General features: G+C 45.9%; 20 protein-coding genes. 8 read left to right on the top strand and 12 right to left on the bottom strand.

The annotated features are described in order from the left end of the window. Positions 1–164 precede the first annotated feature (164 nt). Positions 165–521 carry a TonB family protein gene (locus tag O3C43_08610; protein ID MDA1066548.1) on the bottom strand — a complete coding sequence of 119 codons (357 nt, stop codon included), beginning with the start codon at positions 519–521 and terminating at the stop codon, positions 165–167. Between the two features lie 252 nt (positions 522–773). Between O3C43_08610 and O3C43_08605 the strand changes: the two genes are divergently transcribed. Further along, on the top strand, positions 774–1,877 hold the full coding sequence (locus O3C43_08605; protein MDA1066547.1) for a hypothetical protein: 1,104 nt from the start codon (positions 774–776) through the stop codon (positions 1,875–1,877). A 101-nt stretch (positions 1,878–1,978) separates the two neighbouring features. On the opposite strand, the gene asnS is transcribed toward O3C43_08605, so the two are convergent. The 11 genes from asnS to O3C43_08550 form a co-directional block, all read right to left on the bottom strand. After that, entirely contained in the window at positions 1,979–3,361 is a 1,383-nt protein-coding gene (gene asnS / locus O3C43_08600) for an asparagine--tRNA ligase (GenBank protein MDA1066546.1), read from the bottom strand. A gap of 192 nt (positions 3,362–3,553) precedes the next feature. After that, positions 3,554–4,324, bottom strand: coding sequence for a type III pantothenate kinase (locus O3C43_08595; protein ID MDA1066545.1), 771 nt, complete (start codon positions 4,322–4,324; stop codon positions 3,554–3,556). 3 nt (positions 4,325–4,327) lie between these two features. Further along, positions 4,328–5,572 carry a bifunctional phosphopantothenoylcysteine decarboxylase/phosphopantothenate--cysteine ligase CoaBC gene (gene coaBC / locus O3C43_08590; protein ID MDA1066544.1) on the bottom strand — a complete coding sequence of 415 codons (1,245 nt, stop codon included), beginning with the start codon at positions 5,570–5,572 and terminating at the stop codon, positions 4,328–4,330. Further along, entirely contained in the window at positions 5,547–6,323 is a 777-nt protein-coding gene (gene panC, locus O3C43_08585) for a pantoate--beta-alanine ligase (GenBank protein ID MDA1066543.1), read from the bottom strand. Before panC ends, coaBC begins: the two co-directional genes overlap by 26 nt. Further along, positions 6,320–7,111, bottom strand: coding sequence for a 3-methyl-2-oxobutanoate hydroxymethyltransferase (gene panB / locus O3C43_08580; GenBank protein ID MDA1066542.1), 792 nt, complete (start codon positions 7,109–7,111; stop codon positions 6,320–6,322). The genes panC and panB overlap by 4 nt, the downstream gene beginning before the upstream one ends. A 297-nt stretch (positions 7,112–7,408) precedes the next feature. Then, positions 7,409–8,107: a hypothetical protein gene (locus O3C43_08575; GenBank protein MDA1066541.1), complete on the bottom strand. Its 699-nt coding sequence runs from the start codon at positions 8,105–8,107 to the stop codon at positions 7,409–7,411. Further along, complete coding sequence (locus tag O3C43_08570) at positions 8,037–8,459, bottom strand: SUF system NifU family Fe-S cluster assembly protein (protein ID MDA1066540.1); 423 nt, start codon at positions 8,457–8,459, stop codon at positions 8,037–8,039. Before O3C43_08570 ends, O3C43_08575 begins: the two co-directional genes overlap by 71 nt. Further along, positions 8,459–9,679 (bottom strand): cysteine desulfurase, encoded by a 1,221-nt coding sequence (locus O3C43_08565; protein MDA1066539.1) that lies wholly within the window; start codon positions 9,677–9,679, stop codon positions 8,459–8,461. Before O3C43_08565 ends, O3C43_08570 begins: the two co-directional genes overlap by 1 nt. 106 nt (positions 9,680–9,785) lie before the next feature. Beyond that, positions 9,786–10,754 carry a transaldolase gene (gene tal, locus O3C43_08560; protein ID MDA1066538.1) on the bottom strand — a complete coding sequence of 323 codons (969 nt, stop codon included), beginning with the start codon at positions 10,752–10,754 and terminating at the stop codon, positions 9,786–9,788. 56 nt (positions 10,755–10,810) lie between these two features. Then, complete coding sequence (locus tag O3C43_08555) at positions 10,811–12,226, bottom strand: polynucleotide adenylyltransferase (protein MDA1066537.1); 1,416 nt, start codon at positions 12,224–12,226, stop codon at positions 10,811–10,813. Further along, a complete protein-coding gene (locus O3C43_08550) occupies positions 12,223–12,606 on the bottom strand; it encodes a DUF423 domain-containing protein (protein MDA1066536.1) in 384 nt (127 codons plus the stop codon). Before O3C43_08550 ends, O3C43_08555 begins: the two co-directional genes overlap by 4 nt. Before the next feature lie 419 nt (positions 12,607–13,025). Between O3C43_08550 and O3C43_08545 the strand changes: the two genes are divergently transcribed. From O3C43_08545 to argF, 7 genes are all read left to right on the top strand, one after another. Further along, the gene (locus tag O3C43_08545; GenBank protein ID MDA1066535.1) at positions 13,026–13,679 is read left to right on the top strand and encodes a hypothetical protein; all 654 of its coding nucleotides are present in this window, start codon (positions 13,026–13,028) and stop codon (positions 13,677–13,679) included. A 127-nt stretch (positions 13,680–13,806) separates the two neighbouring features. Beyond that, positions 13,807–14,229, top strand: a complete 423-nt coding sequence (gene rplM / locus O3C43_08540) for a 50S ribosomal protein L13 (GenBank protein ID MDA1066534.1) — start codon at positions 13,807–13,809, stop codon at positions 14,227–14,229. Positions 14,230–14,245: 16 nt separating this feature from the next. Then, a complete protein-coding gene (gene rpsI / locus O3C43_08535) occupies positions 14,246–14,641 on the top strand; it encodes a 30S ribosomal protein S9 (GenBank protein MDA1066533.1) in 396 nt (131 codons plus the stop codon). A 104-nt stretch (positions 14,642–14,745) separates the two neighbouring features. Further along, entirely contained in the window at positions 14,746–15,771 is a 1,026-nt protein-coding gene (gene argC / locus O3C43_08530; GenBank protein MDA1066532.1) for an N-acetyl-gamma-glutamyl-phosphate reductase, read from the top strand. 17 nt (positions 15,772–15,788) lie between these two features. Beyond that, complete coding sequence (argB, locus tag O3C43_08525) at positions 15,789–16,685, top strand: acetylglutamate kinase (GenBank protein ID MDA1066531.1); 897 nt, start codon at positions 15,789–15,791, stop codon at positions 16,683–16,685. A gap of 8 nt (positions 16,686–16,693) precedes the next feature. Continuing rightward, positions 16,694–17,914: an acetylornithine/succinylornithine family transaminase gene (locus O3C43_08520; GenBank protein MDA1066530.1), complete on the top strand. Its 1,221-nt coding sequence runs from the start codon at positions 16,694–16,696 to the stop codon at positions 17,912–17,914. Between the two features lie 6 nt (positions 17,915–17,920). Next, entirely contained in the window at positions 17,921–18,865 is a 945-nt protein-coding gene (gene argF / locus O3C43_08515) for an ornithine carbamoyltransferase (protein MDA1066529.1), read from the top strand. The last annotated feature ends 6 nt before the right edge of the window (positions 18,866–18,871 follow it).

Here is an 18,871-nt window from a genome sequence, read left to right as displayed (position 1 = left end):
ACGTTTGTTAAAACATGGCCGGATATGGGCGGCATATTTTCCGAAAACAACTACAATCAATCGCTGTAACTGAATTGTTACCTACGTAACATGGCTGTAACTAAAATACACAAAAAAGCACCACCCGAAGGTGGTGCTTGAAAATGATTTATTCCTTGGACGGGCTACTTAGAGGCCACTGTGAATTTGAAAGGTATATTAACGGTCGCTCGCTGGGGCTCACCCTTTTCCAGGGATGCATCAAAGGTCCAATGTTGAACGGCTGCGAGAACCACAGCTTCCAATTTATCATGGGATGTTGATAAGGTTTTAACTCCGATTAATTGTCCTTTTTCATCAATAGCACAACGAAGAACAATTTCAGCCGTTTCACCCGATTTAAGCATATCGGCCGGAATCTCAGGTTTAGAGTAATTAACAACGGTTGGCGCTTTACAGCAGGATACTTCGCAATCTTCCGCAAACAGACCTACCGGGGAGAGGAGGGTAATTACTACCGCTAACTTAATTACAGAATTCATAACAAACATTGTTACAAACAGGTTACAAAAGTAAAGCAGTTTTATAGTTAAATCCTCGTAAACATTGAGGTAATCACCTACATTCCTAAATCTGTGATGTTACATATAGGTTACGATAATGTTACAATAGAAGCCAAAAGGTCCTCCATGAACAGGCTATCAATCCAATAAATCTAAATCTTAGATCCATTCCAGATCAACGGCATTCCAGTTTGCCATAGGAGAGAAATCGGATTCTATGAGGGAATCATAATGAGTAACATCGGCCAACAACGACGCGTCACTGACAGGAAACCATCCTACCCCATAGGTGAGGAGTTACGCGAATACCTGGCTCGTTTCAAACGCGATATGGAGTTGCCCGTTCGTTATTCTCAGCTCCTACATTGGGAGGAAGCCATGCCACTCTACGACAAGGATGGCGAGGACACCCTGTGGTTGACAGTGGTCTATTCTCCAGAAAAAATGAAGCTCTTCTCCTTCGGATTAAAGAAGATTTACGCTATGCTGAAGACGGACGGTGATCTAAGTTTCATGGAACACCTCTACGTGGACCGCATCGATTTTTGCACCTTCGGCAATTCAAATCCTTTCCGTATCCGGATTGTGAACTCGCACAACGACAATCAGGATTACTACTACATTAAGAAAGCCGACGCTTCACGCATCTTCGGACTTGAACTGGAGCATTTGTTGTCCCCGAACCGGATGCACTATTTTACTTACCACAACACTTTGGCGGAAGAGCATATCGTGGGAATACCCGGAGATGTGTTTATCGATAAATGGTTAAACAGTAAACGCCTCAAGCCCGTTCGAATCGCCAAGGAACTGGTCAAGTTTAACGAACGTTGTTTCTTGCGGTTGTTGGGTGATATGCGAGCCTACAATTTCATCGTCGATATTACGCCCGACTTCGAAGACATCCAGCTGATGATCCGCCCAATGGATTTCGACCAACAGTGTTACAATGGCCGATTGAATTTTTACCGACCTCAATTTTTCAAAGAAAACAATGAACTCGTTTTCTTTTGCACCAAACACCTGAACATGGCCACGTCCCTCCAGTACCAACGAGAGGAACAATCGCACATTTTCCGTCGGATGCAGCTTGGTCACAACCGTTTTGAGACCTTACTAAAAAGCATGCGTGCCACCGAGCTATCAACGCCTGAAAAAGTAAAACAGCTACGTTCAGCCATGGCGGAATTCTATGGACACTCAGCTTTCAAAGTCTGCGAATCCATGGGGGAGATTGTTTCGGTAAATCTGCACCGATTAGCTGACTCATTAAAAGGATCCGGCAAGCCCACCTTCAACCACTTCACCGCACCTTCCTCAGACCAATGGGAGTAAGCGAGACACTCCTGCGTAGTCACAGGCACCATGATGCAAACACTTAAATACCGGGCCCGGCACCTTTTTCGGCCTCCCTTCTGTTATCCGATCTTTCTGGATTAAAACTCCGCGTTGCCAGGGGTCCGGGCGAAGGGGATGACATCGCGGATGTTCGCTACACCTGTTACCAGCATGAGCATTCTTTCAAAGCCTAGACCGAATCCGCTGTGCGGGACCGAGCCATAGCGACGGAGGTCACGGTACCACCAGTAATCCTCTTTGGATATGTGGTGGGCTTCAAAATTCGCGTCAAGGATCTCAAGGCGTTCCTCACGTTGGCTTCCACCCACAATCTCACCGATTCCGGGAACCAGTACATCCATGGCTGCCACAGTTTTCCCATCGTCATTCACCCGCATGTAAAAGGGTTTTATTTCTTTGGGATAATCATAAACCGTTACCGGACATTGAAAGTGCACTTCGGTTAAGTAGCGTTCATGTTCGGACTGTAAATTCGCTCCATACTTGACCGGGTATTCAAACTGTTTTCCGCTTTCCGTAAGCAGGGTAACCGCGTCGGTATAACTGATCCTAACGAAGGGTCTGTCTGTGATAATTTTCAGTCTCTCCAGGAGTCCTTTATCGACAAAACTATTAAAGAATTCCAACTCGGCACTACAATGCTCAAGGGTGTCGGAGATCAGGAACTTTACAAAGGCTTCTGCCAAATCCATGTCGCCTTCCAGGTCACAGAAGGCAACTTCGGGCTCGATCATCCAAAACTCATTCGCGTGGCGACTTGTATTTGAATTCTCGGCACGGAAAGTTGGGCCGAAGGTATAAATATTCGAAAGGGCCGTTGCGAATACCTCAGCTTCCAATTGACCGCTCACGGTGAGGTAAGTCGGGCGACCAAAGAAGTCTTCTGAAAAATCCACTTCACCTTCCTTTTGTGGAGGGCTCTTAAAATCCAGGGTCGATACGCGAAACAACTCCCCTGCCCCTTCACAATCACTCGCTGTGATGATGGGCGTATGGATATAAACAAAATCTTTTTCCTGAAAGAATTGATGAATGGCGTATGCAACACGACTACGGACGCGAAAGACGCTTCCAAATAAATTGGTCCTGGAACGCAGATGAGCGTTCTCCCGCAGAAACTCCAATGAGTGTCCCTTCTTTTGCAGTGGGTAGTCCTCACCTGCCTCCCCGATCACTTCCAACTGTTCGGCAGTCACCTCCCAACTTTGTCCCTTCCCTTGCGACTGAACCAACTTTCCTATGATACTGACAGAAGAACCTGTGGTTGCTTTCTCGATGAATTGATAATCAGGAAGGGTGGCGTCGACGATGACCTGAAGGTTCTTAAGCGATGAACCGTCGTTCACTTCCAGGAACGAAAAGCTTTTTGCATCTCTGCGTGTGCGCACCCAGGCTTTAATAAGGATTGAATCCAAGGGGCCGTCACTGACTAGCGCATGTTTGATAAGGGTTCGTTCCATACTCGTATTCAATAATCGGGCTTTCAACTTCTAGCGGTTGGCCAACTTGTTTCTTTTGACTGAATTGATAGCATTGTCACGGTGAACTAAAACTTCTGTGGGCTCAATTGTGTCCGCAAGTTCTTCAAGCATCTGATGGGAAGAAGCAATAATTTCTTAATCAGCCGAGATTTTGTTCAGGAAAGGGAGCGACTATTGATTCAGATGATAGGCCAAATAAAGACCGTTAAGCACAAGATTCGGGACGATCTTATCAAAAAGATTTTCGTTTTCAAAGAGGCGGGCATATCCACCTGTTCCTACGATAACCGGTTTGTTATCGGGGAAAGATTCTTCAGAGAATCGCCGGGTTAATTCTTTCACGGTTCCCACCTGCGAGTAAAACAATCCCGCCTGAATGCTTTCAACGGTGGATCGACCCACAGCCTCACCTGGTTGGACTATTTCGACAGACGGTAATTTTGCAGTTCGTTTTTCAAGGGCCTCCATCGATATGGCGATTCCCGGTATTATGGCACCGCCCAAATATTCTTTGGTGGCGGTGATAGCGCAGAAGGTCGTGGCCGTTCCAAAATCGACTACGATAATGTTTCTTTTTGGAAATAGATTTGTTGCGGCGATGGCTGTCGCAATACGATCTGCACCGACTTCGAGTGGGTTTCGATACTTAATCTTAAGACCCGTTTTTATTCCTGCCTGCAGCACAAAGGGTTCAACATTGAAAAACTTGTAGCTTGCGTTGCGAATGGCGTGAAGCAGCGACGGAACCACAGAACAAAGGGCAATTTGTGAGATCTCTTCCGGAGCCAGGTTATTTTCGCGAAGTATGCTGCGTAGAAAAATCCCAAACTCGTCAGATGAATTCCTCGTTTCGGAGGTTTTTCTGAAATGCAAAATGAGTTCCTCCCCTTTAAAGACGCCACCATGAATGGTGGTATTTCCGATATCTAAACAAAGTAACATGATTTATTCCTGGTCTTTAAAGGATTCCAAAATAAGCCGCTCAACGGATTGTATGAGTTCGCGCTTATTCTCAACTCGCTGGGTCAATCGGTTACCCAAATAGAGTGCGGCCCGGTGTTTACCGTTTAGAGGGTCCACTTCTGTGAGGTCATTTTGAACTACGATGTCGGCAAGAGAATGCTCAAGTAGATGAAGCACCGCCTTTCCACGTTCCTCTTCAGAAGCATTGTTAGTTAGCTTGAAAGCAATCAAAAGCACTTTGGCATTTTTGCTATACTGATGGATGCGATCAACAATCTTGTAGTTGCGAGCCAGGTTGAGCGTAATGTCATGGTCGGAGCTAAACTTGGTGTCAGAACCCGGAGCAATCTTCTCCCCATTGATCAGTAAATGATCCACAGAATAATCACTCACTGCGGCCAAATGAATCACGCAGTCAAAACTCTGACCGGAAAGTAGTTCCTTGAGATTTCGATCGAGATCATGGAACGATTTAAAAGTAACTTGCTGGACCGGTTTTTCAGGTGCCAACGCACGCTGCGCACGAAGCAAGGTAACATCGTGACCTTGCTCGAAAAGGTGTTCAGCAAATTCAACTCCAGTTCTCCCGCTCGAAAAATTGGATATGGATCGCACTCCATCGATCGGCTCCTCCGTTCCGCCTGATGTAATTAAGAATCGCAGTTTTCGGTCCGACCCATTGGCCGGTTTAGCCAACGCTTGTTCGATCGACTCAGCGATGAGCTCAGGCTCAAGTAATTTGCCCTCACCAATATCGCCACAGGCCAATCGCCCCTCCCCGGTTGGAAGAATGCGAACTCCCCAGGTTTGTAATTTATGTATGGCAGCTTGCGTCGCCGGATGATTATAAATCGCGGTATTCATTGCCGGAGCGATGAAGTACGGTTTGCTAAAATCATGGGCAAGAAAGAGGCTACTTATAAGATCGTCTCCCAAGCCTTGGGCAAACTTGTTAATGGTATTGGCCGTGCCCGGACAGAGCACCGTGACATCGGCCCATTTCACCAAATTGATATGTGCCATTTGCTTGCCGGACTCAAAGAGATCGTGAAAGACCGGCTTGCCACTCAGGCCTTCCAGGGTGGAGGCTCCGACGAATTTTAATGCGGCTTCAGTGGCAACGGTTTGCACTTCATGGCCGTCCTTCACCCATTTCGAAATGAGATTGCAGGCCTTGTAGCAGGCAATTGAGCCGGACAGTTTAAATAGTATTTTTGATGGAGACATTATCTATTAAACGTACGTTATCGATTACGACCGCACCCAGACGGCGATCTTCAAAGTCTTGGACGTATTCCACGGTGAATCCTTCCGATTTTAATTTTGACCTGACCTCTTCAGGTGTCAGCGATTGAACCAAAGTGTGATAAAAGACAGAGGCTCTTTGACGACCGTCATTACTAAGCAAAGCATTGCGAGAGCTCATGGCCAATCCATTGGGTTCGCGAACGGTGGGGACACCCACAATTTTGATATCCATGAAAAATGCTTCGACCATCCCTTCAATCAGCTTCAATTGCTGATAGTCTTTCTCGCCGAAATAGGCGCGGTCTGGTTGCACGAGATTGAAGAGCTTCATAACAACGGACAGCACCCCGTCAAAATGACCAGGCCGATGCTCGCCTTCAAAGCTTTTGGAAAAATCTGTTTCGGTTAACTGGTAACGGTACCCATCAGGATAGAGCGTCTCTTTGTCCGGTGCCAGAATTACATCCGCTCCCGCCTCGGAAGCCAGGGTGCGATCTTGATCCAAGGTTCTTGGATACTTGTCGAAATCGTTTGGATTATTAAACTGCGTTGGGTTCAGAAAGATACTGACCACCACGAAATCGTTTTCCCGGCGGGCCTGTCGAATAAGTTCCAAGTGGCCTTTGTGAAGCGCGCCCATGGTTGGGACAAATCCAATAGTCGACTGGGAGGCTTTCAGGTCGTTTCTATATGTTGTCCAGGCCTCGAGTGTTTCAATAACTGAAGTCATACAAAGCTTTCACTTATTACCGGGAACCCATTGGATTTCACATCGGCATCAAACTGGTTCAAGGCCGACTTGATGAGTGCATGACCATCCAGGTAACGTCGAACGAACTTGGGTTTAAAACTCGGGTCCATGCCAAGTAGATCTTGCAAGACCAGGACTTGACCTGATGTGTCAGCTCCCGAACCAATCCCAATCGTCGGGATGCTGAGTGCTTGGGTAATTTTATGACCTAAGGGAGCTGGAATACATTCCAGTACCATTGAAAAACAACCGGCTTTTTCGAGTGCCAGAGCGTCCTCATAAATGCCAAGCGCCGTATCCTCTCCTTTGCCCTGGACCTTGAATCCACCAAGCTGGTTAACCGATTGGGGAGTCAAGCCTAGGTGCCCCATAACCGGGACTCCGGATTGTACAATATAGGAAACCTCATCGAGATGACCACGTGCGCCTTCCAGTTTTATAGCATGAGCACCGGCCTTCATTAGCATCTCCACCGCATTCATAAGCACGTTTCGCCCTTTGCGATGAGCAAGAAAGGGAATATCACCTATAATGAACTTGTTCGGCGCCCCTTGAGAAACCGCCCGAACATGAGAAGCCATCATTTCAATAGTCGCGTGAACCGTGCTGGGATATCCATGCATGACCATGGATGCACTATCCCCTACCAAGATACAATCGATGGCCGAGTCATTAATAATCTTGGCCGACCAAGTGTCGTAGCTGGTCACCATAGAGATAGATTCTCCCAGTGCCTTTTTGTTTTGGAAATCGAGTACGCTTTTCACGTGCTACTCCTTTCCCGGGCGTTTACTAACACAACAACGCCTCTGCCCAAAGGAAACTGTGTTTCCTGATCAGGTACTCGTCTCATAGATCAAGTCCTCAAATAAAAAATTTAGAATGTAAATTGGGTCGCGAGCCTGTTCGCGCCCTAAGAAACAGGAGACAATCGGATGGATTCGCTATTTTATCAACTCGAAAAATCTGAAGCGTTTCCTACCGGGTCTAGGTCGAGCGGCCGGTTGCCCGGCCGCGCTCCTACAGACCCGTGCGAGCCTGATTAAGGCACACGGTTCCTCAGATTATGGATTCGCTGGGAGATAAGAGTGAACAATCCTTGGAGCCAGCAGCGGATAGTTGATGAGTAGCTGCCCGAAGGCCTGCCAGTTCATCGGCCCATCGCGGTTTCGACGACCCAACCATTTTCGCCAAAGATGCTTCACTTGATGGTGGAGCTCGCTGAGGCGGCGGGAGTTGTCCGTGATTCCGTAATAGGCATAATGCCCGCGCAGCTTTAGGTTTATCTGCTCTTGTTGTTCTTTCAGTGGCTTGTGGCGGTTCTTCCAGCCCCACTCCTTGATCGCATTGAGCGACCGGCGGAAGCGTTTGCCGGAGGTCTTGCGTTTGACTACGTTGTGGCCCTGGCGGGACTTGCACCAGTAGTGCGTGAAGCCGAGGAAGTCGAACGTCTCAGGTTTTTCTTCCTGATCGTTCGGGTATTTGCTTGGCCGTTTGAACCGCACCAGTTTTGTTTTCTCCGCATATCGAGTGATGGCCGCATTATTTATAACTACAGCACTGATCCGACTACAAGTATCAGAACTGGTACATTCGCCAACCTTTCGCGTTGGAGAGCCCAGGCAGGGATAAAAATTAAGTTCTAAATAAAACAACACTCTTTCATAAGGCAGTCCTTGAAAAAGGGCTGCCTTATTTTTTGCCCAATAACGCCTGCCAGGCGAGAGTAGCGCACTTGATTCGTGAAGGGTACTTACGGACACCGGAAAGTGCTGCCAGTTCGCCAAACTCATCACCCATACTTTCTGAAGGATCTGAAACCGAAAGAAAATTGAACAGTTCAGAATACAAGCGTTTGGACTCTTCCAGGGATTTACCTTTTAACAACTCGGTCATCATTGACGCAGAGGATCGAGAGATTGCACAACCTTGGGCCTGGAAAGTTATTTCAGAAAACACCTCGTCTTCGATATTCCAGTAGACCGAAACTTCATCCCCACAGAGCGGGTTGTTTATTTCGGCCTTACCAGAATAATTTTCGAGTGTCTGGTAATTTCTGGGGTTCTTATTATGACCAAGAATTATTTCTTGGTACAACTGAGTAAGGTCTGACATTAGGCGAACAGAACCTGAATCTTTTTAAGGGATTCAACCAGCTTATCAATTTCGTTCTTTGTATTGTAAAATGCGAAGGAGGCACGAGCTGTCGCAGAAACTCCAAAGCGTTGCAAAAGAGGTTGAGTACAATGATGACCCGCCCGAATGGCGATTCCATCTGAATCAAGAATCGTCGCAATGTCGTGCGGATGACTCCCTTCCATGGTAAATGAAAGAATACTAACCTTGTTTTTGGCAGTCCCAATCAGGGTGATTCCCTCGCACCGGGAAAGTAGCTTGGTTCCGTATTCAAGAAGCTCATGCTCATGTGCAAGTAAAGCCGAACGGTCTAAACCTTCAAGATACCGGATCGAAGCAGCCAAAGCAATAGCCCCACTAATATGGGGCGTGCCGGCCTCAAACCTGCCGGGAGGCTCTTTGAAAGTTGTTTTTTCAAAGGTTACTTTGCTTATCATATCGCCCCCACCTTGGTAAGGAGGGAGTGTTTCCAATAAATCGTACTTTCCGTATATTGCACCAATACCCGTAGGCCCAAATAACTTGTGACCTGAAAACACATAAAAGTCACAATCCAGATCCTGAACATCAACAGGGAAATGGCCGACCGCCTGAGCTCCATCCAAGAGCACTTTTGCACCAGCCGCGTGGGCTTTCTCAACGATGGTTTTTACGGGATTGATCGTACCCAAAGAATTGGAAGCATGAACCACCGAAACCAAGCGAGTTCGATCAGACAACAGTTGAGTGAATGCCACCATATCGAGTTCTCCAGTATCGCTGACCGGGATAATCTTAAGAAGGGCGCCCGTCGATTCGCAGAGTAATTGCCAGGGAACAATATTGGCATGGTGTTCCATGGTAGAAATCAGGATTTCGTCTCCAGCGTGGATGTATCGTTTACCAAAAGAGTGAGCGATCAGGTTGATTCCCTCCGTAGTTCCTTTTACAAAAACGATCTCATTTTCAGACTTCGCATTCAAAAATCGACCAACAACTCTTCTGGATTCCTCGTATTCCTCCGTGGCTAATTCTGCTAAATAGTGGACTCCACGGTGAATATTCGCATTCGAGGTGGAATAAAAATGATCGATAGTATCGATAACAGACTGTGGTTTCTGAGTGGTTGCAGCGTTATCCAGGTAAACAAGCTCCTTCTTCCCAACCAAAGTGTGTAAAATGGGAAAATCGTTCCGCACCGCTGTGACATCGAATGACATAAGAAAGGAAACTTAATGAGAATGAGTCTCGATTCAACTCCAATATAGAAAGAATCCAAATAAAACTCACCCCAGGTGGGCTTGAGTCAGGGGTAGAAGCTAGGCACTAAAGCTTAGCTGCGATAATTGCCTCCAGCTTTACGATATCTGCTGCAAAAAGACGAATTCCTTCGGCAAGCTTTTCAGTGGCCATCGGGTCTTCATTCATAAGAAAACGAAAGGTACTTTCATCAAGGACAAGCTTTTGAATCGATGCTTCTTTAGCTTCACCAGCATCCAGCTTTTGTGAAACACTTGCATGGGACTCCTGCAACTCCCCGAGCAATCCCGGGCTGATGGTGAGAAGATCACACCCTGCCAATTCAAGAATCTCATCCGTATTTCTAAAGGACGCTCCCATGACTTCAGTTGAATAGCCAAATTTCTTATAATAAGTGAAGATCTCTTTTACCGACTGAACGCCAGGGTCGTTTTCGCCTGAATACGTCTGTCCGGTCTTCGCTTTATGCCAATCCATAATTCGGCCAACAAATGGAGAGATGAGTTTGGCGGTCGCCTCGGCGCAACCCACTGCTTGGGGAAGAGAAAAAAGCAAAGTCATGTTGCAGTTGATACCTTCTTCCTGAAGAACTTCCGCGGCCTTGATGCCTTCCCAGGTGGAGGCGATTTTTATGAGAATTCTTTCTTTATCTATACCCTCAGCCGCGTAGTCAGCAATCAGCTTGCGCGCACGATCGAAAGTGGACTGAGCATCAAACGAAAGACGGGCATCAACCTCAGTAGAAACCCTACCCGGAATAAGTTTAAGAATTTCCAATCCGAAAAGGATCAATACACGATCAATAATCAATCCAAGTTTCTCTGACTCAGAACCTGAGTGTCCCTTGAACTCTCCAACCGCCTGGTCAAGTAAGGCAGCATACTCTTCCTGCTGAAGTGCTTTAAAAATGAGGCTGGGGTTGGTGGTCGCATCCTGCGGCTCGTATTGTTTGATGAGTCCAAAGTCACCCGTATCAGCGACCACTTTGGTCAGTTGCTTAAGTTGCTCGAGAGAGTTTAATCCTGAATTGCTCATGTTTCTAAAATATTTAAGAATGGCTAGGACAATTGGAGAGACAAAGTCAATCAGCCCTAATTTAAGAACCGGTCACAAAGCGTTTTTAAATAAGGCTCGGCCTCTTCAAGGCTGGAGAAATGACCATCCAATTGATGCTCAAATAATTCATCGAGAATGATCTTAAAATCTTTACCTGGATGAAAACCTCTTTCAATCAAATGACGTCCGAGCACCAGCGGTTTAGGAGCATTCGTTGAAAGTTTCTCCTCTGAGACCACTTCCTCTAATAACAATAACCCTTGATTCGGATCTGGCGAAAGCGGCGGACGGCCAGCGAGGTCGGCACGAATCAAAGCAAACAATTGGTTCATCGTCGCAGGGAAAACGCGTTTAGCCAACCGACGCACCTGAGGCAGAGAAGGCCGACTGGATATTTGAACTGAGGCCATATGACAACCAACCAAGGCTTGAACCTTGGGAATCAGGTGCATGGGTGCTCCGATACTTAGGAGAAAACGCTCCGATAGAGGGATGCCTTGTTGGTCGTGCCCGGGACTGACCCAGTGATCTTTTCCGTCTTTCAAAGTTTTGATTGTCGTTTGAGGCTTCCCAAAGTCATGACAAAGAACCCCAAACATGAGAGTCAGTCGACCAAAGCGATCAGACTTTTGAAAAGCTTCAGATTCGGCCATTGCATCCAAGCAATAACAGGTATGCACAAACACGTCCCCTTCCGGATGCCAGGCGGGATCTTGTGGACAATCGACCAAGGCATTGATTTCAGGAAAGCGTACAAGCCAGCTCGTTGCCTTTAGAAACTTAAGTCCCAACGATGGTTTGGTTGCCCTGGTTGCCCATTTTTCCCATTCCATCCACACACGTTCTCTGGGCAATTGGGCAAAATCGTCCTGGATATTGCGGCAGACAACTAATGTTTCCTCAGAGGTTTTTAGCTGAAAACGACTACAAAACTGAAATCCCCTCAGAACGCGAAGCGGGTCCTCGCTAAACGCAGAGCTGCAATGCTTGAGAACCTGATTTTCCAAATCTCTTTTCCCATTCAAAGGATCAAATAACTCCTTGCCTTTCCAGCTGTAGTAAATGGCGTTCAAGGTAAAATCTCTACGCAACGCTGCTTGTTTCGGGTCTAATTGGGGGTCTGAAGTTATATCAAATCCTCTATGCCCATCGGCCGTTTTCACTTCGGATCTCGGCAAAGCAAAATCGATCTCCAATTCACCAACACAAACCTTCGCAACGCCGAAGCTCTTTCCAACGACATTCACTTTGCCATACATCTCGAGGACTTGGATCAAGGCTTCCCAGGAGCATCCAAACACTTCCACGTCCAAATCCTTGCTTTCTTTTCCCATAAGCCAGTCACGAACGGCACCACCTGCGATCATCGGTAGGGCAATCTCCGCGACAGCATTTAATAATCCTGCAACCTCAGGGGTTACCGGAAAATTGGTGGATTCATAGGATTTCAAGAAACGGAGCGATTAGATTGAACAATCGAATAGATTAAAGTGCCCCATCCAAAGAGAAAGCCGACTCCTCCAAGTGGGGTAATCATACCTAGTTTGCTGATATTGGTCAGTGCCAATACATACAATGAGCCTGAAAAAAGAAAGGCTCCAACTATCCAACTCCAGTAAACCAGTTTGAAGGAGGCGAAGGTTTCTTTGGATTCAATGGTGGGAAGGGTCAATATGGCGAGTGCATGTACAAATAGATACAATGTAGCCTTTTCCCACACATCCACATGATCATTCTCAATAAGTAAAGGTTTCAAACTATGTGCGCCAAAGGCACCCAAGGCCACACCGACAAATCCGTACAAGGCTCCTATCAAGCGAAATTTATTCATGGGTTCAGCAATGTCAGGTTGTATAACTTATGTAAATTGCTCATTAGCTTAAAAGACAGTCATTGCTAGCCTTATTTTTTATCGGCTTACCACTCGATCTTTTATCATAAATGAACCGAAAGGGTATCCCCAAAAGTTTGTTATAACAAAAGTAATTGAAACATTTTGATCAGCAGCAGTCTAAAAGTAAGCATATTGAAGGAATAAAATGTTCTCGATTGCCGAAAAAACCTATTTTAAAACAAAATCTCCACACACTACTTTCTTGGCATCCAAGCTGCTAAATGCTTGACCAAGATAAGAACTAATATATCAGGATGACTTTAATTTACTGTTTTCTACAAAACATTCCTAATCAGGAAATTAACCAATTAAGCCACCTGGTGGAACTCGAACTAACCTGAAATCAGAAAATAAATATGAAAAAGCTACTAGTATTAGCTGCAACTCTTGCAGCAATCTCCTCACTCAAAGCACAAGACTCAGAAGTAACTATGAGTGTTGGCTATGAATCACAATATGTATTTCGTGGGTTTGCACTTGCGGATGAAAGCATGGTCGCCACCGTCGAAGCAAACTTCGGTGATGCCCATCTCGGTTTTTGGACTAATCAGCCAATAACAGGCAGTTTCGACAATGAGTTCGATTTTTACGGAGGCTTAGCTTTTGATATCGCTGAAGGTATTGGCCTCGATGTTGGTGGAACTCTATATTTTTACCCGGAATCCGGGCAAAACTCTGAAACGTTTGAGCTTTATGCGTCATTTGGCTTCGAAGCTGACCTTGATCCGACAGTCACATTTTTCTACGATCTTGATCTTGAAGCTTTTACAGTTGAAGGCTCAATCGGAGAAAGCTGGGAAATGGACGAAAAGGCTTCTATCGATGTATCCGCATTTTTGGGTTATGTTGATGGCATGGGTTTCGACTACAACTATTTTGGTGCTTCTGCTGACATAGTTTATAGCTTGAGCGACACCGCTTCTTCAAGCATAGGAATCCGTTACTCCGATGGATCGGACGGACCGGAGGACGAAGTTTGGTTTGGTGCTTCTATCAGCACTGGCTGGTAAGAAATAACCACAAAATTTTCAACAAAGCCTGTCCATTTGGACAGGCTTTTATTTTATCATTTTTGATCGTCTCGATAGTTGACAAAGCAAAATCAACTATGCATTTTCTCCCCCTTTCTCCAAATATATGAAAACCACATTAGCCAAGAAAGAGACCGTCCAAAGAAAGTGGTACGTTGTCGACGCGACAGGACAAACGCTAGGAAGATTGTCAGTAAAGATTGCCAATATCCTTCGGGGTCGTGACAAACCTACGTATACTCCTCATGTGGATACCGGCGATTTTGTGATCATCACTAATGCCGAAAAAATTGCGGTTACAGGGAAAAAAGAACAAAACAAAACCTATATGTTCTACACGGGTTGGGTTGGAAACGAATATTACCGAACCTTAGCTGATTTTCGCGAAAAAAGACCCGATTTTATTTTACGCCACGCAATAAAAGGAATGATGCCAAGAAACAACCTAGGCAGACAAATGTTCCGGAAACTAAAAGTTTATGCCGGTCCAAATCATCCTCATGAAGCCCAAGAGCCGATTGCGCTCTAGCATTCGATTTAAACCTATGAGTAACGAAACTATATATTTAGGAACTGGAAGGCGTAAAACAGCGTCTGCTCGTATTCGCCTCGTTGAAGGGGAAGGCAAAATACAAGTCAACGATAAGGAGCTGGCGGACTATTTCAGCCTTGATCAAGCTGTTCGTACGGTTGAAGGACCTTTTAATACGATCGAACAAAAAGGAAAGTTCGACGTAATAGCTAAAGTTGAAGGCGGTGGCGTAAACGGCCAAGCAACAGCCTGCGCTCATGGAATAGCCAGAGCACTGCTCAAATTTGACGAAGAATTAAGAATCCCATTGAAAAAAGGCGGACATTTACGACGAGATCCTCGCCGCCGCGAGCGTAAAAAGGCAGGTCAACCAGGAGCCCGTAAACGTTTCCAATTTTCAAAGCGTTAATCCGGGACCACAGGTTCTACCTCTTTACGCCCTCCCAGGAATACCTCGGAGGGCTTTTTATTTCCAAATTTATAATACTTCCTACATATTTTAAAAAACATCTCATGAACATCGGCATAGTAGGCGCATCTGGATACTCCGGAGAGGTCTTGCTCTCCCTACTTTTAGATCATCCGAATATTTCACTCACCACGGTGACTTCACGTTCCTTGGTGGGTAAGTCCGTAGAGTCTGTATTCCCAAGCCTCAGAAACAGAGGGCAAGGACTTTTGTTTTCCGCCTCTGATCCTGAAGAACTGGCTGACCACCCGGATTTGGATTTGGTCTTTCTGGCCCTTCCCCACGGGGTTGCCAGCGAATATGCGGTCCCACTTTGCATGGCCGGAAAACGCGTAATTGATCTTAGCGCCGATTTCAGACTTAGCTCAGCCAACGTTTATGAGGAGTACTATGGACACCCTCACCCTTATCCAGAGTGGTTGGGTAAATCGTCTTATGTTATACCTGAAATAACCCCGAACGGTTGGCAGGACAACAAACTGATCGCTGCACCTGGTTGTTACCCAACGAGTGTATTGGTTCCTCTACTACCTTTGGTTAAAAACAACATCATTGATGGTAATGGCATCGTTATTAATTCATTAAGCGGAGTCAGTGGCGCTGGCAGAAAACTTGCCGAAGACTTTTTATACTGTGAAAGGAATGAAAGTACTAAAGCTTACGGCTTGGTAAAGCATAGGCATTTATCCGAAATTGAAGAGCAGCTATCTATATTTGCGGGAAAAGAAATCATGGTCCAGTTCACCCCGCACATTGTCCCTCTTAACCGGGGTATTGCGACAACGATTACAATTTCAAACTCCGGAAACTGTCTCGAAAAAGTATACGAAACATGGAATGAGATTTATGCGGATAAACCCTTCATTTCCATTCTAGAATCGGGTAATGCTCCAGACACGAAATGGGTTTGCCAAACTAACCGGATTGATTTCTCAGCAATCTATGATGCCAGAACGAATAACCTTTTGATCACTTCTGCTGAAGATAACTTGATGAAAGGTGCTGCAGGTCAAGCTATCCAAATCATGAACGTTTGGTGTAACTTTGAAGAAACAGCCGGCCTTATCTAATCCTCAAACCAGGAATCATGGAAATAGCTCATACCCTCTCTGAAAAAGAAGTGATTGCAAAAGCAGAAGTGCTATTGGAAGCGCTCCCATATATTCAAACATTTAAGGACAGCATCTTTGTTGTTAAGTATGGAGGCAGTTTCATGGACGATAAAGATCCAATAGTTAGGAGTCGCGTGGCTCAGGATATTGTGTTTTTAGCGGCGGTTGGTATCCACGTTGTAGTCGTGCACGGTGGCGGCAAAGCGATAAGCTCGGCGATGGAAGACGCGGGCATTAAACCTTTGTTTATTAATGGTCTTCGATTCACCGATAAGGAAACGGTTTCCATCGTTGAGCGGACTCTAAATAAATCTGTGAATCTGGACATCTGTGAATTGCTTCAAGCCAATAAAGGTAAACCGCTGGGCGTAAACGGACAGAATTTGTTTACCTGTTCAAAACTCGAAAAAGACTCGGAAGGGAATCCAGTCGATCTGGGATTTGTCGGCGATATCCAATTCGTAAGGTCTAGACTGATCAAACGAGCCATTTCACAAGGCTACACACCGATTATTTCTCCCATAGGAAGTGATGACGAAGGAAATCTCTATAATATAAACGCGGACGTCGCAGCCGCTCATGTTGCCTGCAATCTTCGTGCCCGGAGATTGGTATACATGACTGACGTTCCAGGCTTATTACGAGACCCGGAAGATCATAATTCGATCATTTCAACTTTACTAGCGAGCGAAGTAAATGGCTTAAAGAAAGAAGGGGTCATCGGAAAAGGAATGCTTCCGAAAGTAGACTCGGCAATCAAAGCGTTACAAGAAGGTGTTCAACGTGTGCATTTTGTTCACGGACGGCTACCGCACAGCATCCTATTGGAAATTTTCACAGACAAAGGCGTAGGAACAGAAATCGTTCATTAGGAATAGTCATGAATTTTACAAAATCCACCGAAACCCAATACACAAAGTACCGGTTGAACAACTACAGTGCTCCGAGCATTACCTTGGTAAAAGGCGAAGGTGAATTCGTTTGGGATGAAAACAACAAACAATACCTGGATTTTACCACGGGGATTGCAACAGTCGGCTTGGGGCATTGCCACCCTGCCCTGGTCAAAGCAATTCAGGGCCAGGCAGAAATCCTAATTCATGTAAGCAACTTGTTTAGAATCAAACCCCAAGGTGACCTTGCAGAGGCTCTTGTTTCTATCGCAGGACCAGGGAGGATATTCTTTTGTAACAGCGGCACCGAATCCAGCGAAACCTTGATTAAGCTTTCTCGACTTTTCGGTATTCATAAATCGGGTACCGAATCCCCAGCCACAAAAGTCATCGTTTCAAATAACGGGTTTCATGGAAGAACCTTTGGTGGCATGAGTGCAACTCCCCAGGAAAAAATCCAAAAGGGATTTTTCCCAATGCTCCCCAATTTCCCGGTAGGAAAGTTGAATGATATTCAGAGCTTTGCGGCGCTGATGGACGAAGATACCGCAGCGGTTCTCATTGAACCGATTCAGGGAGAGGGAGGAATTCACGTTGCCTCAAAAGAATTTTTGCAAGAGCTTCGGGCCCTTTGTACAGCAAAAAATATCCTGTTACTAATCGACGAGGTACAAAGTGGAAACGGTAGAACGGGGACATTTTTCGCCCATGAAATTGCGGATATCAAAGCTGACGCGGTTGGAATGGCTAAAGGACTCGGAGGAGGATTTCCAATCGGAGCTGTTTGGATTAGTGAAGCTTACGCGGGGCTGTTTAAACCCGGAAGCCACGGTAGCACCTTCGGTGGGAATCCATTAGCATGTGCAGCCGCATTGGCCGTCCTCGATACGATAGAAAAGGAAGACCTCCTGACACGCGTAAAAGAACTGTCCCAACCCTGGATTCAACAACTTGAAGCACTGAAAGACCAATTCGATATCCTGAATGAGGTCAGAGGCAGAGGGTTTTTAATCGGTTTAGATTTTAAAGAAGATCCAACGAACATCCAGAAGCAGCTCGAGGGGAAAGGGCTACTTACAGTAAGAGCAGGTGGAAACGTCCTAAGGCTATTACCGCCTCTCACAGTTGCAGAAACAAGCCTTCAAAAATCGATTGAGATACTGGCTTCTGTTTTTAGTGAAGTCGCAACTCCAATTACCAACCAGTAATTTATTATGAAACACTTTCTGAAATCAACAGATTTTAAGCACTCAGAAGTCGAGGAGGTATTTTCTTTAGCCAAGCAGTTTAAAAAACAAAGAGGACACAAGACACATTCCATTTTAGACGGGCAGTCCTGGGGAATGCTATTTTTTAAATCGAGTACCAGGACCCGCGTTTCCTTTGAAGTCGGCATTCATGAGCTGGGAGGAAATGCACTTTACCTAAATAAAAATGATATCCAAATAAGTCGGGGGGAACCGATCGCAGACACGGCAAAAGTACTGTCTCGATACTTACATGGAATAATTATTCGGTGTTATGAGCATTCGCTTTTAGAAGAGTTTGCCGCAGAAGGTTCTATTCCGGTTGTGAATGCACTCTCAGATTTCCTTCACCCGTGCCAGATCTATTCGGATGCGTTTACTATGGCAGAGCGGTGGTCGAATGGAGGACTGCTTCTTGAATCTTTGAAAGGAAAGAAAATCGCTTTCCTCGGAGATACCGCCTGTAACATGGGTAATTCCTGGATGCTCGGGGCCGCACTCTTTGGAATGGAAATAGCGCTTGCTGGCCCAGAAGGTTTTGAACCAGGTCCGCACATAAAAGAAACGATCAAGCAGTCTGGACTTGAGCCAACTTGGTCATACCACACCGATCCCATGGAAGCGGTTGAAGGTGCGGACGCAGTTTATACCGACGTGTGGGTAAGTATGGGTATGGAAGCAGAAAAAGAGGAGAGACTTCAGATCCTGAATCCTTACCAGGTGACCCAAAAAATAATGAATGCGGCAAAGTCAGATGCTTTGTTTTTGCACTGCTTGCCGGCGCACGCAGGTGAAGAAGTGACGCAAGAGGTACTGGACAGTTCGGCTTCAGTGATCTTCGATCAGGCGGAAAATCGACTACATGCACAAAAAGCAATTCTAGCCGTCTTGGCCAATGCCTCAAAAAAATAATTTTCC

This window comes from Verrucomicrobiota bacterium (genome assembly GCA_027622555.1).
Classification (GTDB): domain Bacteria; phylum Verrucomicrobiota; class Verrucomicrobiia; order Opitutales; family UBA2995; genus UBA2995.
This window is presented reverse-complemented; position numbering and strand designations above follow the sequence as displayed.